Source organism: Noviherbaspirillum sp. (assembly GCF_035254685.1).
Classification (GTDB): domain Bacteria; phylum Pseudomonadota; class Gammaproteobacteria; order Burkholderiales; family Burkholderiaceae_D; genus Noviherbaspirillum.
Map to the genome: position 1 here is coordinate 22,671 of NZ_DATFAI010000022.1, position 12,345 is coordinate 35,015.

At 60.6% G+C, this 12,345-nt stretch carries 16 protein-coding genes; 7 read left to right on the forward strand and 9 right to left on the reverse strand.

Annotated elements, in window-relative coordinates:
- Nucleotides 1-8: 8 nt before the first annotated feature.
- Nucleotides 9-806, reverse strand: a complete 798-nt coding sequence (locus VJ698_RS08140; protein ID WP_324102240.1) for an IclR family transcriptional regulator — start codon at nt 804-806, stop codon at nt 9-11.
- A gap of 171 nt (nt 807-977) precedes the next feature.
- On the opposite strand from VJ698_RS08140, the gene VJ698_RS08145 reads away from it, so the two are divergent.
- Genes VJ698_RS08145 through VJ698_RS08160 form a run of 4 tightly spaced genes read left to right on the forward strand, consistent with a single transcriptional unit; the run spans nt 978 to nt 3,898 of the window.
- Nucleotides 978-1,712, forward strand: a complete 735-nt coding sequence (locus tag VJ698_RS08145; protein ID WP_324102241.1) for a (Fe-S)-binding protein — start codon at nt 978-980, stop codon at nt 1,710-1,712.
- Complete coding sequence (locus VJ698_RS08150) at nt 1,712-3,118, forward strand: LutB/LldF family L-lactate oxidation iron-sulfur protein (protein WP_324102242.1); 1,407 nt, start codon at nt 1,712-1,714, stop codon at nt 3,116-3,118. The genes VJ698_RS08145 and VJ698_RS08150 overlap by 1 nt, the downstream gene beginning before the upstream one ends.
- Complete coding sequence (locus VJ698_RS08155; RefSeq protein ID WP_324102243.1) at nt 3,115-3,510, forward strand: diacylglycerol kinase; 396 nt, start codon at nt 3,115-3,117, stop codon at nt 3,508-3,510. Before VJ698_RS08150 ends, VJ698_RS08155 begins: the two co-directional genes overlap by 4 nt.
- 25 nt (nt 3,511-3,535) lie before the next feature.
- Nucleotides 3,536-3,898 carry a DUF1294 domain-containing protein gene (locus VJ698_RS08160; protein ID WP_324102244.1) on the forward strand — a complete coding sequence of 121 codons (363 nt, stop codon included), beginning with the start codon at nt 3,536-3,538 and terminating at the stop codon, nt 3,896-3,898.
- A gap of 27 nt (nt 3,899-3,925) precedes the next feature.
- On the opposite strand, the gene VJ698_RS08165 is transcribed toward VJ698_RS08160, so the two are convergent.
- Nucleotides 3,926-4,429 (reverse strand): septal ring lytic transglycosylase RlpA family protein, encoded by a 504-nt coding sequence (locus tag VJ698_RS08165; protein ID WP_324102245.1) that lies wholly within the window; start codon nt 4,427-4,429, stop codon nt 3,926-3,928.
- 226 nt (nt 4,430-4,655) lie between these two features.
- Here VJ698_RS08165 and VJ698_RS08170 point away from each other — a divergent pair, with 226 nt between their 5' ends.
- Nucleotides 4,656-4,868: a hypothetical protein gene (locus VJ698_RS08170; protein ID WP_324102246.1), complete on the forward strand. Its 213-nt coding sequence runs from the start codon at nt 4,656-4,658 to the stop codon at nt 4,866-4,868.
- Nucleotides 4,869-4,920: 52 nt separating this feature from the next.
- Nucleotides 4,921-5,352 carry an OsmC family protein gene (locus tag VJ698_RS08175; protein ID WP_324102247.1) on the forward strand — a complete coding sequence of 144 codons (432 nt, stop codon included), beginning with the start codon at nt 4,921-4,923 and terminating at the stop codon, nt 5,350-5,352.
- A gap of 36 nt (nt 5,353-5,388) precedes the next feature.
- On the opposite strand, the gene VJ698_RS08180 is transcribed toward VJ698_RS08175, so the two are convergent.
- Nucleotides 5,389-5,952 carry an NAD(P)H-dependent oxidoreductase gene (locus VJ698_RS08180; protein WP_324102248.1) on the reverse strand — a complete coding sequence of 188 codons (564 nt, stop codon included), beginning with the start codon at nt 5,950-5,952 and terminating at the stop codon, nt 5,389-5,391.
- 177 nt (nt 5,953-6,129) lie between these two features.
- Here VJ698_RS08180 and VJ698_RS08185 point away from each other — a divergent pair, with 177 nt between their 5' ends.
- On the forward strand, nt 6,130-6,543 hold the full coding sequence (locus VJ698_RS08185) for a DoxX family protein (protein ID WP_324102249.1): 414 nt from the start codon (nt 6,130-6,132) through the stop codon (nt 6,541-6,543).
- 83 nt (nt 6,544-6,626) lie between these two features.
- Here the strand turns inward: VJ698_RS08185 and VJ698_RS08190 are convergent, their stop codons facing one another.
- The 6 genes from VJ698_RS08190 to dut form a co-directional block, all read right to left on the reverse strand.
- Entirely contained in the window at nt 6,627-7,943 is a 1,317-nt protein-coding gene (locus VJ698_RS08190; RefSeq protein WP_414691141.1) for a 4Fe-4S binding protein, read from the reverse strand.
- A 103-nt stretch (nt 7,944-8,046) separates the two neighbouring features.
- Complete coding sequence (locus tag VJ698_RS08195) at nt 8,047-8,394, reverse strand: cupredoxin domain-containing protein (protein ID WP_324102251.1); 348 nt, start codon at nt 8,392-8,394, stop codon at nt 8,047-8,049.
- A gap of 8 nt (nt 8,395-8,402) precedes the next feature.
- Nucleotides 8,403-9,890, reverse strand: a complete 1,488-nt coding sequence (locus VJ698_RS08200; protein WP_324102252.1) for a carbohydrate porin — start codon at nt 9,888-9,890, stop codon at nt 8,403-8,405.
- 3 nt (nt 9,891-9,893) lie between these two features.
- Entirely contained in the window at nt 9,894-10,451 is a 558-nt protein-coding gene (locus tag VJ698_RS08205; protein WP_324102253.1) for an iron transporter, read from the reverse strand.
- A gap of 315 nt (nt 10,452-10,766) precedes the next feature.
- Nucleotides 10,767-11,870: a M48 family metallopeptidase gene (locus VJ698_RS08210; RefSeq protein ID WP_324102254.1), complete on the reverse strand. Its 1,104-nt coding sequence runs from the start codon at nt 11,868-11,870 to the stop codon at nt 10,767-10,769.
- A 19-nt stretch (nt 11,871-11,889) separates the two neighbouring features.
- Entirely contained in the window at nt 11,890-12,339 is a 450-nt protein-coding gene (dut, locus tag VJ698_RS08215) for a dUTP diphosphatase (protein WP_324102255.1), read from the reverse strand.
- Between the last annotated feature and the right edge of the window lie 6 nt (nt 12,340-12,345).

Below are 12,345 nucleotides of genomic sequence, written 5' to 3' on the forward strand. Positions count from 1 at the left end.
ACGGACAGTCAGGCCGCGGCGCCTGTGCCTTCCGGCACGTAACCCAGCACGGCGGAGATCTGGTTCGCCGTGTTGATCAGGTCTTCCACCCATTCCTCCTGCAGGCGGTCTGCCGGTGCGGAAATTGACAGGCCGGCAATCAGTTTGCCAGAATCGTCATAGATCCCGGCCGCCATACAGCGCACGCCGAGTTCCAGTTCCTCGTTGTCACGGGCATAGCCGCGGGCACGCACGAGGCTCAGTTCCCGTTCCAGTTTGGCGAGGTCGGTGATCGAATTCTTGTTGTGGCCGGCCAGGCCGGTACGCGTTGCGTAGGAGCGGACCATTTTCGGATCGTCGATCGACAGGAACAGCTTGCCGGTCGAGGTCAGGTGCAGCGGCGCGCGTCCGCCGATGGCGCGGACCACCTGCATGCCGGAGCGCTCCGAAAATGCACGATCGATGTAGACGATTTCGTCGCCCTGGCGCACGGACAGGTTGATGGTCTGGTGAGTCTTGCGATGGAGGGCTCGCATGAAGTCGAGCGCGGCTTCGCGCACGTTCAGGCGGCTCTTGACGATGTTGCCCAGTTCCAGCAGGCGCATGCCCAAACGATAAGAACCGGCCTCCGCGCGGTCAACGAAGCGCTTGACGACCAGATCGTTCAGAATACGATGGGCGGTCGACGGATGCAGCCCTGTCACGCTGGAAAGTTCCTTCAGGCTGACCGGATCCGGATACTGCGCGAGTGCATCCAGAAGAGAAATCATGCGCTCGATCACCTGGATCGAAATTTGACTGTTCTCGGATGGTTGTTCAGGTTTCATGTCAGGCTTGGTGTATTGCATCAAGCTATGTTATACCACAATGTGAAAAAATGAAAAAGTCGTGCAAAAAATTTGGGGACGAAGACCGAATTTATTTCATCGTTATGCACCGCTCATTTTCTGCATGGCCACGTCATAATGACACTCATTGAAACCTGAGGAGACAGCGTCGTGCGCGTCGGATTTTTCCATACCTGCCTGATTGACATGATGCGGCCGGAGATCGGCTTTTCGGTGCTGAAACTGCTGGAGGCGGCCGGCTGCGAAGTGGTCGTTCCGGAAGCGCAGACCTGCTGCGGCCAGCCGGGCTACAGCTCGGGCGATCGCAAGGCGGCACGCGCGCTGGCAGAGAAATTCGTCGAGGAGTTCGAGAGCTTCGATTATGTCGTCATTCCGTCCGGTTCCTGCGGCGGCAACGTCAAGGTCCACTACGCGGACCTGTTCAAGGACGATCCGGCCTGGCTGAAGCGCATGGAGCGCCTTGCGCCGCGCGTCTATGAGTTGACTGATTTCCTGTGCAATATTGTCAAGATCGATAAATTGCCCGGCGAAGGCAAGTGCAGCATCAAGGGCAAGGTAACCTATCACGATTCCTGCTGCGGACTGCGTGAACTCGGCGTGGAAACGCAGCCGCGCGCGCTGCTGGAAAAGGTCGGCGTCGAGGTAACCGAAATGAAGGACCATCGCCAGTGCTGCGGCTTCGGCGGCTCCTTTGCTGTCAAATACGGCGACATTTCCTCGGCCATCGTCGATGAAAAATGCGAGAACATCCACGCATCCGGCGCGGAAGCGGTGGTGCTGGGCGACCTCGGTTGCATGTTGAATATCGAAGGCCGACTGCGCCGCACCGGGGATGAAAAGACGAAGGTGCTGCACGTCGCACAAGTACTCGCAGGAGATGCGTGATGCAGATCCAGTCCATGCATTTCAAGGCCCGCGCAGGGGAAAAGCTGGCCGACAAGCGCCTGCAGCAAAACCTGAAGAAACTGTCCACCAAGTTCGTCAGCGGTCGTGCCTCAGCGATCACGGAGCTCGATGATTTCGAAGGCACGCGCGACGCGGCCATCGAACGCCGCATGCGCGCGATCAATAACCTCGACGTATGGCTGGAAACCTTCGAAGCGGAGGCCACGCGCCGCGGCGCCACCGTGCTGTTCGCGGAGAGCGCGGAGGATGCGTCGCGCCTGGTGGTGGAGATCGCGAAGAAGCACGGCGTGAAGAAAGCCATCAAGTCGAAGTCGATGGTGTCGGAGGAGATGGCGCTCAACAAGGCGCTGGAATCGGCCGGCGTGCAACCCATCGAAACCGATCTCGGCGAATACATCCTGCAGATCAACAACAACGAAGCGCCGTCGCACATCATCGCGCCGGTCGTGCACAAGGACAAGGAAGAGATTTCCGACCTCTTCGCGCGCGTGCACCAGCGTCCGCGCCTGACGGACATTCCGCAGATGACGCGCGAGGCGCGCGAGATGCTGCGGCCGCAGTTCCTCTCCGCCGACATGGGCATCACCGGCGGCAATTTCGTGATTGCCGAGACCGGTTCGGTGGCGATCGTCACCAATGAAGGCAACGAGGGCATGTGCACCATCCTGCCGCCCAAGGTGCATGTGGTGGTGACCGGTATCGAGAAGGTGTTGCCGACGCTGGAGGATTTCGCGACGGTCATGCGCCTGCTGCCGCGTTCGGCTACCGGGCAGTCGATCTCGAATTATGTGTCGCTGCTGACCGGGCCGCGCCGCGAAGGTGACGTTGATGGTCCCGAGCACATGTATTTCGTGCTGGTCGATGGCGGCCGCACTGGACTGGTCGGTTCCGAGTTCCAGGATATGCTGCGCTGCATCCGTTGCGGCGCCTGCATGAACCATTGCCCGGTCTACCAGAAGATCGGCGGCCATACTTACGGCTGGGTCTATCCGGGACCGATGGGCAGCGTGCTCACGCCGTCCTACGCCGGCCTCGAGAACGCGCTCGACCTGCCGCAGGCGTCCACGCTATGCGGCGAATGCCATGTGGTCTGTCCTGTTAAAATCCCGCTGCCGGACCTGCTGCGCAAGCTGCGCGAAAAGCAGGTGGATGAACACCTGCGGCCGGCGTCGGAACGCCTCGGCCTGATGGCCTGGGCCTTCCTGGCGAAACGCCCAGCACTGTATCGACTGGCGACCCGCATCGGCGTACGCTTGATGCACTTCATGGCCGGCGGCAAGAAGACGATTTCGAAACTGCCGGGCGCCAGCGGCTGGACCGATTACCGCGAAATGCCAGCGCCCTCCGGCAAGACGTTCCGCGAGATGTATAAAGAGCGAAGATGACAGGACATCACCAGACCAGCGAGTTCAAGAGCAAGAGCGGCGTAAAGCGGATTTATGCCGCTCTTTTGTATTCGATGCACGGCTTCCGGACAGCCTGGCGGAACGAGCATGCATTCCGGCAGGAGCTGATGCTGGTCGTTCCCGGCATCGTCGTCGCCTTGCTGCTGCCCGTGCCCGCCCTGCACAAGCTGGCGCTGATTGCGGTTCTCGTCCTCGTGCTCATCGTCGAACTGCTCAACTCGGCTGTCGAAGCGGTGGTCGACCGCATCTCGCTCGAGCGCCATCCCTTGTCCAAGAATGCCAAGGATCTCGGCAGTGCCGCAGTCTTCCTTTCGCTCGCGCTTGCCGCGGTGACCTGGGCCGTCATCGTGCTGCCAGTATTCCTGAAATGATCTGCGCCATAGCCGTATGGCGGCAATGACGTTCGCGCTGCTTTTTTTCGCGACCCTGGTTGCCGCCGTCCTAGCAGGCAAGCTTCCCTCGCTCATCCTTGCAGGTTATTGCGTCGCAAGTGTCGTCGCCTGCGTTGCTTATGCGCTGGACAAGTCGGCCGCGCGCCGCGATGCATGGCGCATCAGTGAGCGGACCTTGCATCTGCTCGGGCTTGCAGGCGGCTGGCCCGGCGCCTTGGTCGCACAGCGCATGCTGCGCCATAAATCGGCGAAGCGTTCCTTCCAGGCGGTCTTCTGGATGACCGTCGTGCTCAATTGCGCTGCCTTGTCGATCTACGCGCTGCCCGACATGCACGAACACGTACTGTCGGTCTTGAGCGTCCCCTGATGCTTCAGCGAGGACGAAGCGTGCATGTCATTGCGCGCTTTCGCCGGACGGCGTATCCGATGCTGCCGCGCCGAGCTTCACACTGCCGTCGGGTTGCGGCACTTCGAGCGGCTTGACTTCCACGGGCGCCACGCCTTGTTCCTTGATGCCAAGCTTTTCGGCGGTCTTCGGCGTGACATCGACAATGCGGCCGTCCACATAAGGCCCGCGATCGCGGATCTCGACGACATCGCTCTTGCCGTTTTCCAGATTGGTCACCTTCGCCGTGGTGCCGAGCGGCAGCGTTTTGCTCGCTGCTGCGTTGGATTGCGGATTGAGCGGCGTGCCGTCCGCCATCTTCTTCCCGTGGAAATTCCGGGCATAGTAAGAGGCCTTGCCGCGGCGCGGCTTGCCGGAACGGTCAAGGCTGTGTTTGCTTGCATGTTTTGCGGCAGGCTTGGTGTCAGATGGCGTATCGTGGGCTGATGCGCCTGTGCCGAAGAAGATGGCGGCCGCCGTGATCCAGAATTTTTTCTTGTTCGCAAATCCCATTGCATGTCTCCTTTTGAGGTGTTTTCAGTGCAACAGAACCATGGATGAAACAGATCCTCCAGGTAATTGGCATGTTGACACCTGTTCGACGCCATCCATCACCCCAAAGTTTCTGGTGGCCTTCCTGCAACAGCTCGCTGGGATTGGCAAACGAACTTTCACATCGCCTCATGTCCAACCAAATTGCGACGCATGACATGCGATGGACCGGCAGAAAGGAAGGGCGATGAAAAATCCGTGGACTAGCAAGAACCCGTGGATGAGCATGTGGCTCAGCGGCGCCAATGCCATCGCCGGCTCGGCGCGCAACCGCGCTGCCGCGGAAAGCAAGCGCCAGGCAGCCATCGCCATGAAGAAAAACATGCAGCAGATTGCCGATTTCTGGAGCGGCGCATGGCTGGCACCGCCACCGAAGCGCAGGAAGCGACGCAGCCGCTGAGCGGATGCAACAGCAGATTCATTCCCCGTCATTTTCTTTCTGGAGAAATCACATGAAGCGCACGGCATCGGCCGCCTGGACCGGCGGCCTCAAGGATGGAAAGGGCAAGCTCTCCACGCAAAGCGGACTCTTGAAAGATACGCCCTATGGCTTCAGCACTCGCTTCGAGAACGAGCCGGGCACCAATCCGGAAGAACTCATCGCCGCGGCGCATGCCGGCTGCTTCACCATGGCCTTGTCGGCGCAGCTTGCGGAAGCGGGCATGACGGCGGAAAGCTTGCGGACTTCTGCCGAGGTCACGCTGGAAAAACTGGGCGACGGCTTCGCCATCACCGCCATCCACCTCAAACTCCTGGCGAAAATACCTGGCGCCGATCCGAAAGCCTTTCACGCGGCAGCGAACAAGGCCAAGGAAGGATGTCCCGTATCCAAGCTCTTCACGGCGCCAATCACACTGGACGCGACGCTGGAAGGCACGATCTGACTGCAATCGTGCCGGTGATCGTACCGGTACACGGCGCTACTTTTGCGGCGAATTGTTCTGAATCCATTGCGCGAAGGCTTGCAGGAATTTTTGCAGGAAATCGCGCGTCGAATCGTTCGCAAGGTTGCCCTTGTCGTCGAACAAGCTGGCGCCATTGCCAATGTAAGCCTCGGGCTGCTGCAGCATCGGCACGTTGAGGAACACCATGGATTGTCGTAGGTGCTGGTTGGCGCCGAAGCCGCCGATCGCGCCTGGTGACAGGCTGATGACCGCGCCCGGCTTGCCGTTCCATGCGCTCTGCCCATAAGGCCGCGATGCGACGTCGATGGCGTTCTTCAGCACGCCGGGCACGGAGCGGTTGTATTCCGGCGTGACGAACAGCACTGCATCGGCGTCCTGCACCTGCTTCTTGAAATCGGTGACTGATTGCGGCGGATTGGCCTCGAATTCCTGGTTGAACAGCGGCAGGTTTCCGATCTCGACGATGTGGAGCTTGAGCGCGTCCGGTGCCATCGCGATCAGCGCGTTGGCCAGCTTGCGATTGAGCGATTCCTTGCGCAGGCTGCCGACGAATACGGCAACGTTCTTGTTTGCATTCATGATGATCCTTTCAGGAAAAGGAGGTGAGGTTTATCAGTATAGACAGTGGCTCCGCCAATTCGATCAGCGCTGCGTGCACGCAGGGGAGAGTGTTATTGCGGACATGAAACTTGCAGGAAGTGTTTCGAGAGAATAATCTGCGGGCATCGGCACAATAAAAAAACGAAAGGAGTTTCCATGCACAAATACCAGAGCGGCGCGATGTCGGACGACATGGCCAAGTTTCTTCTGCGGGTGACGCTGGCCATCCTCATCCTCTTTCACGGGGTATCGAAAATCATGGGAAGCATTGGTCCCATTACGGGCATGGTGGCGAAGGTCGGCATGCCGCCGGCGCTCGGCTACCTGGTGTTCATCGGCGAAGTGCTGGCGCCATTGCTCGTGCTGGTGGGAGCATGGACGCGCCCGGCGGCATTCATCATCGCGATCAACATGGTGGTCGCGGTGCTTCTCGCGCATACGACGCAGTTTTTCAGCGTATCGAAAACGGGTGGCTGGGCGCTTGAACTGCAGGCGATGTATTTCATCTCCGCGATTGTGGTGACGCTGCTGGGCGGCGGCCGTTTCGGCGTTGGAGGGAAATGGAACTAGCGGTCCTGCTGCATTCATTCAAGTAATAACAATGTTCCATCATTGTGCGAACAATGGTGGAACATGCCTTGCAGTTGAGGAGATCAAAAGAAGAACGCGATCGTCCAGACCAGCACGATCAGCGCGACCGGCATGAGATAGGCCGTAAAGGCCAGCAGACGACGTGCCATTCCCGGCACTGCCAGCAATCGCCAGCCAAGCCCGGCTGAAAAGCTGCTCCCCGCGACGAGCAGCAGGATGCGGACCGCAGGCACCCATTCGAGTGGAATCCGCTCCGCCTTCAAGTGGCCCAGCGTCAGCATGGAAAGCCCGAGGAAGATGCCTGTGCCGGCCATCGGCACTAGTCCCAGCGCCAGGCGTCGCAGCGGCAGGGCGGGCAGGTTGGCGATGCGTGCCGCCAGCCAAAGCAATCCCAGTACGGCCGACCCGAGCGCGATGCCGCCGCCGAGGATATAGGCAAGGATGCAAAGACCGTCGAGCCAGGTGAACACATCATTCGCCTCAGGATAATGGGTGAGCATCCACCACGGCGCATTGTCCTGCAGCAGCAGGAAGGCATCATGGTCCACCAGCCAGGTCGCAACGACAGTCTTCATGTGCACGAAGAGACGGCTCGCCGACCACTGGAATGCCGCGGTCGCAATGCCGATCACACCGAAGATGAGCGTGAGCGCTTCACCCCGGCTGACATCCTTGCTGCGCGTATTGATGATTTCGCTTGCCGGGTTGCGTACCGCCAGCTGCACTGCGCCGCGATAATCGCTGCAACGTCCGCAGGCATGGCAAGCCGAAGCGCTCTTCATGTGGCGGATGTCGATCAGCGGCGCGCAGTTCACCATCGGCGCGCGCTCGGTGCTGCGCTTCCATGCTTCTTCATTGACGCGGAAGTGCAGCGGAGCGATCTTTGCGAGCAGGGCGAACACGCCGTTGGCCGGGCACAGGTAGCGGCACCAGACGCGCTTGCCCTTGCCATAGATGAAGCCGACTGCCATCGCGGCGACGGTCGATCCGCCCAGCACGAGCAAGGCCGCCTGCGGATATTCGTACACGCTTACCAGTTGGCCATACACAGTCGTGCAGACGAAGGCGACGAATGGCCAGCCGCCCCAACGCATCCAGCGTGGAATCGGGCGCCCCAAGCCGTGCCGGCTGGCCATCTCCGTGAGCGCGCCTTCCGGGCAGAACACGCCGCACCAGACGCGTCCCAGCAGCATGGTGCTCAGCATCACGAATGGCCACCAGATGCCCCAGAACAGGAATTGCGCGAACAGTCGCAGGTTGCTGTAAATGTGCGTATCTTCCGACGGCAGCGGCAGGAGAGCCGGGATGATCAGCAGGAGCAGATAGAAGAGGACGACCACCCACTGGATCGCAAGTATGACGCGCCGGTGCCGCTGCATCGCGCTGCCAAGCCGCGCCACGAAGCCGGTGGAGCGGGGCAGCGGCGGTTGAGTAGGAGCGTGGATGGTTGAAACGGACAGGTCATGCATGATGGCTCCGCACTCACTTCGCGATCATCCGGCCCTGGGCGGTCTTCGGATTGAATTCGCCGAAGAAGGTGTAGGTGCCGGGCTTGAGAGGCTGGAAAATGAGGAAGCTGGACGCTCCCGCTGCCAGCACCTTTTCCTTGTGCAGATCGGCGCTTTCGAACTCTTCCGCGCCAGGGCCTTCATTCTTGATCAGCAGGCGGAACTTGGTGTTCGCCGGTACCTCTATCGTTTCGGGAATGAAGCGTCCGGCGCGGATCAGGAGATTGAAGGTCGGTAGGTCGACGGCAAAGGATGACACTGCCGCAAGGAGTGCCGCCAGGACGAGCAAGCCAGTGGACAGTCGGGAAGCAAGTGCACGCATGGATTTCCTCAATAGGTCAGTTGGGCGCGCAGTCCGAAGACCTTGATCGCTTCGACGGTGCTGTCACCACCGGGGTGACTGATGTACTGGAAGTTCGGTGACAGATCGAACTGCTTGCTGATGCGATAGCGGTAGTAGGCCTCGGCGACGCGCTCCGAGGTGCCGACGGACGCAAAGCTGCGATATGCCTCGCTGGTCCTCAGCCATCCTGCAGCCAGTCCGAGCGCGTCTGCACCGCGATCCCAGTAAGCGCCGTTCAGTTCGCCGCCCAAGGTCAATGCCCGGTCGAACCGCGCCTGCCCACGCACGTGATAGCCGTAACGGCCGAACAGTGTCACGCCGTCGCCGACACGCTGGTCGGCGGAAATGCCCCAGCCAATATGCCGCTCGGTGTTGGTGATGCTGGTATCGAAATGGCCGGCCTGCGGGTTGTTCCATGCATAGATGCGGTAATTCCCTGCCAGTCCGCCGAACAGGCGCTGTTCAGTTTCTGCCTGCAGCATGATCGTCGGCGCCGACAGGCTGCGCTCGTAATTCGAACCCTTCGCGCCTGCGCCGAGCACGCCAATGGATGCCCGCCAGGATTCCGGTTTGCCGCTATCGTTGACATAGGCGATCCGCAGGCCGGGCGTGAAGCCGTTGGCATCTACGCCGATATCACCGCCGGCATCCAGCAACGGGTTGTGCACGAAGACAGCGTTGAGGAACTGGCGCGATTCGTCCCCGGCCACGGCGTTCTGGTCAAAGAAAACGAAGGGGTCCATCTTGCCGAAGGTGACCTCCAGCTTTTCCTTCGAACGCGGCTTGAATCCGCCGAACGGCAGCGGAATGTCCGCCTGGTACCAGGCCTCCGCGAGGAGCGCGACCGAATCGTCGAAAGGCAGGGCGCCCACTCTGAAAGCGGTGGAATTCGGCCTGCCAAAGACAGGGATGTCGTTCAGGCCCGCGCCTTGCCCGATGCGCACATGCGCGAATACCTTGTGCTCGATATCGCCGATCGGCTCCAGTGGCAGGCTGAGGGTGGCGTCCGCACGGTAATTGAGCTGGCTGACGGCGCCTGGTGCATCAGTGGGCCGCTGCGCCACCGTGGTCAGGCTGAAACCTGCGCTGATGCCGTCGAGGGCGCCAAGCTTCTTCACGACAGGCTGCATGCCCTGGGCCTGTGTCTCGACGGCTTTCAGCCGGCTGGTGAGTTCAGGTTCGTTCTCGCTGATGGTGTCGCTTGCCAGGCCGTTGGCAATGCCTTCCTTGTGCTGCTCCAGGGCCTGCAGGCGCTTCTCCACGTCGGCGCCGGACGCCGCCTGCTGTTGCGCACGGCGCATGCGCAGTTCCTGTTCCAGATCGGCATTGCGCTTCTCCAGCCGTTCCATGCGCTGGTTCAGCTTTTCAATCATTTTCATCAGATCGGCCTGGGAAGTCCCGGCGAGGGCGCTCTGTGCAGCGCAGATCAGCCCGACGGCGACAGCCAGTGGCTTGACTTTCAGAGACGGAACCATGGGTCAATACCCGCCTTTCTTGCCGGTTCCGACATAGGTGAAGTCATATTCGACATCGAAGGACTTGAACCATGGGCGCACACCGGTGAGGCGGTCGGTATGGCGACCGAAATGCGCGTGCTGGTTTCCGGAAGGCGGGAGGATCGTGTACCTGACGTGGTACTTGCCCGGACCGAACAGCTTGATGTTGTCGCCGTAATGCGGGCCGTCATTGGCCACCATGGGCATGAATTCACCGCTGAGCTTCTGGCTGCTGCCGCTCTTGCTGATTTCGTATTTCACGATGAGATACGGAATCCAGGCGCCTTCTTCGAAGCCGTTGGGGTTGCCGCCCAGTGCCTTGATGTCAGCCTCGATATGGATATCGGACTCCTCGGCCTTGCGCATCATGCCATCCGGCTCCATGACGACCGGTTGCAGGTACACCGCGGCGATTTCCATGCCGAACCGCTGCTGCGGGGAGCCGATGGGGTACTCGACGGCGCTGGCACTGCAGGCCGCCGTGAGGCCGAGCGCAAGAACCGCGCATTTGATGGAGGTATTGGACAAGGCTGCAAGCATCGGTGACTCCTTGGGTCTTGAATGTCAGATGGGAATTTTATTCAGGCAACTTCGTAAATGATAATCGTTCTCATTAAAATTGGGAAGAGGGCTCATCAATGTTTCCATTTTTTGTTGATTAAGACGCAAGTTAGCCGCACTGGCAATGGCAGGTCCGATATCAGGTCGGGATGTTGCGCGAGCCGTCCAAGGGGCGGCGAGGCATAGCGAATGGCCCAAGGCGAGCGAGTGGATTCCGCCTGCGGAGGGACGCTGGAAGGGCTGGAAATGAAAACGCCCGCGGGAGCGCGGGCGGTGCAGGACTTGAAACGAGGGCTACGGCATCAGTGGACGCTTGCTTGCCAGCTTCGCGTGGATTTCCTTGAGCGCCTTTTCCATGGTGGCAATGCGATAGTTCGTGGCCGGATGCATTGCCGTGTAGGCGTTCATTACGCTCGGCGGGAACTGGCTTGCCATGCGTTTCCAGAACGGGACGACCTGGGAAAGCTCGTAGCCGGCGCGTGCGAGCATGTAAAGCGATAGCTTGTCCGCCATTCCATCAAGAGATGCCGGCATCGGCTTGACGCCAGCGAGGCCGACCATGGTGCGCATGTCCGGATGGGCGCGTTGCAGGTTGTCGATGATGCCGCCGACGGTCGCGCTCATCTTCTGGCGCACGGCATGCGCGAGCGCATTGTGTGCCATTTCCTTGGCGATCACGTAAGCCAGCTCATCATCGGAGCGCACGGTGCTCATCATGCCGCGCGTGATCAGGACGCGATAGCCGTCGGAATACGCCGCCACGGTGTCCGCATTGCCCAGCTCCACGCCGTATGCGCATGCATAGGTCAGCGGAACATTCAGCGTCATGGTCGAGCCATTGCGCAGGATGGACAGCTTCACGCTCGAGCGGTCCATTACCAGCGGTGCCAGTATTGCTGCCGCATCGCGCTCGGCATTTTCCCCTTGCGGCATCGGCTTGTCTTCCACGGCAAGCAGGACATCGCCGCGCTGTACGCCGGCACGGGCCGCGCCGCTGCCCGGAAGTACGCCCATCACCTGCAGGCGGTCATCCAGGCCCAGCACCTTTTGCGCGGCGTTCACGTAATCGGCGGAGTAGGAGTATTTCGTCTTAGCAGTGAAGCCGAGGAGATTGCGTGCATTGCTCTTGCACAGCTCGGGATTGTTGACCAGCAGCGGTGCCGCCACTCGATACAGTCGATCCTGCAGCGAGACCAGCGATTGCAGTCCCTGCATCTCGGCCGGGCTGACGGACACCACTGGTTTTTGCGGGGCCGGCGCCGAAGGCTCTGCCGCCGGCTCTGTTCCGCCGGGCGGCGATACCGTGGTGGCGCAAGCGGCCAGCAACACCGCGGCCGGGAGCAACAACAGTCGCTTTCTTGTTGTGGCGCCTGTCAGGCCTTGCAGGGCAAATCGCATGATGCCGTTCTCCATTCGGTCAGTGCTTTCCGGTGCTGCCGAATCCGCCGGCGCCGCGCTCGCTGTTGTCGAATTCATCGACGACCTGGAAGCCGACCTGTAGCACGGGGACGATGACAAGTTGCGCAAGACGCTCCATCGGATTGAGCGTGAATGCCGCCTGGCCGCGATTCCACGTCGATATCATCAGCTGCCCCTGGTAATCCGAGTCGATCAGCCCGACCAGGTTGCCGAGCACGATGCCGTGCTTGTGGCCCATGCCGCTGCGCGGCAGGATCATGGCGGCGTATTTCGGGTCGCCGATGTGAATGGCAAGACCGGTCGGAACCAGGTGTGTCTCACCAGGCTGGATGGTCAGCGGCGCATCGATGCAGGCGCGGAGGTCCAGGCCGGCGCTGCCTTGCGTGGCGTAAGCTGGTAATTGCTCTTGCATGCGGGGATCGAGAATCTTGACTGCGATGGTTTTCATGGACAA

Excerpts from the sequence above, each read along its gene's own strand:
- VJ698_RS08185 (WP_324102249.1), top strand. The coding sequence starts at position 6,130 with ATGCACAAATACCAGAGCGGCGCGATGTCGGACGACATGGCCAAGTTT.
- VJ698_RS08195 (WP_324102251.1), bottom strand. The coding sequence starts at position 8,394 with ATGCGTGCACTTGCTTCCCGACTGTCCACTGGCTTGCTCGTCCTGGCG.
- VJ698_RS08160 (WP_324102244.1), top strand. The coding sequence starts at position 3,536 with ATGACGTTCGCGCTGCTTTTTTTCGCGACCCTGGTTGCCGCCGTCCTA.
- VJ698_RS08180 (WP_324102248.1), bottom strand. The coding sequence starts at position 5,952 with ATGAATGCAAACAAGAACGTTGCCGTATTCGTCGGCAGCCTGCGCAAG.
- VJ698_RS08150 (WP_324102242.1), top strand. The coding sequence starts at position 1,712 with ATGCAGATCCAGTCCATGCATTTCAAGGCCCGCGCAGGGGAAAAGCTG.
- VJ698_RS08175 (WP_324102247.1), top strand. The coding sequence starts at position 4,921 with ATGAAGCGCACGGCATCGGCCGCCTGGACCGGCGGCCTCAAGGATGGA.
- VJ698_RS08140 (WP_324102240.1), bottom strand. The coding sequence starts at position 806 with ATGAAACCTGAACAACCATCCGAGAACAGTCAAATTTCGATCCAGGTG.
- VJ698_RS08210 (WP_324102254.1), bottom strand. The coding sequence starts at position 11,870 with ATGCGATTTGCCCTGCAAGGCCTGACAGGCGCCACAACAAGAAAGCGA.
- dut (WP_324102255.1), bottom strand. The coding sequence starts at position 12,339 with ATGAAAACCATCGCAGTCAAGATTCTCGATCCCCGCATGCAAGAGCAA.
- VJ698_RS08165 (WP_324102245.1), bottom strand. The coding sequence starts at position 4,429 with ATGGGATTTGCGAACAAGAAAAAATTCTGGATCACGGCGGCCGCCATC.
- VJ698_RS08200 (WP_324102252.1), bottom strand. The coding sequence starts at position 9,890 with ATGGTTCCGTCTCTGAAAGTCAAGCCACTGGCTGTCGCCGTCGGGCTG.
- VJ698_RS08190 (WP_414691141.1), bottom strand. The coding sequence starts at position 7,943 with ATGCAGCGGCACCGGCGCGTCATACTTGCGATCCAGTGGGTGGTCGTC.
- VJ698_RS08205 (WP_324102253.1), bottom strand. The coding sequence starts at position 10,451 with ATGCTTGCAGCCTTGTCCAATACCTCCATCAAATGCGCGGTTCTTGCG.
- VJ698_RS08170 (WP_324102246.1), top strand. The coding sequence starts at position 4,656 with ATGAAAAATCCGTGGACTAGCAAGAACCCGTGGATGAGCATGTGGCTC.
- VJ698_RS08155 (WP_324102243.1), top strand. The coding sequence starts at position 3,115 with ATGACAGGACATCACCAGACCAGCGAGTTCAAGAGCAAGAGCGGCGTA.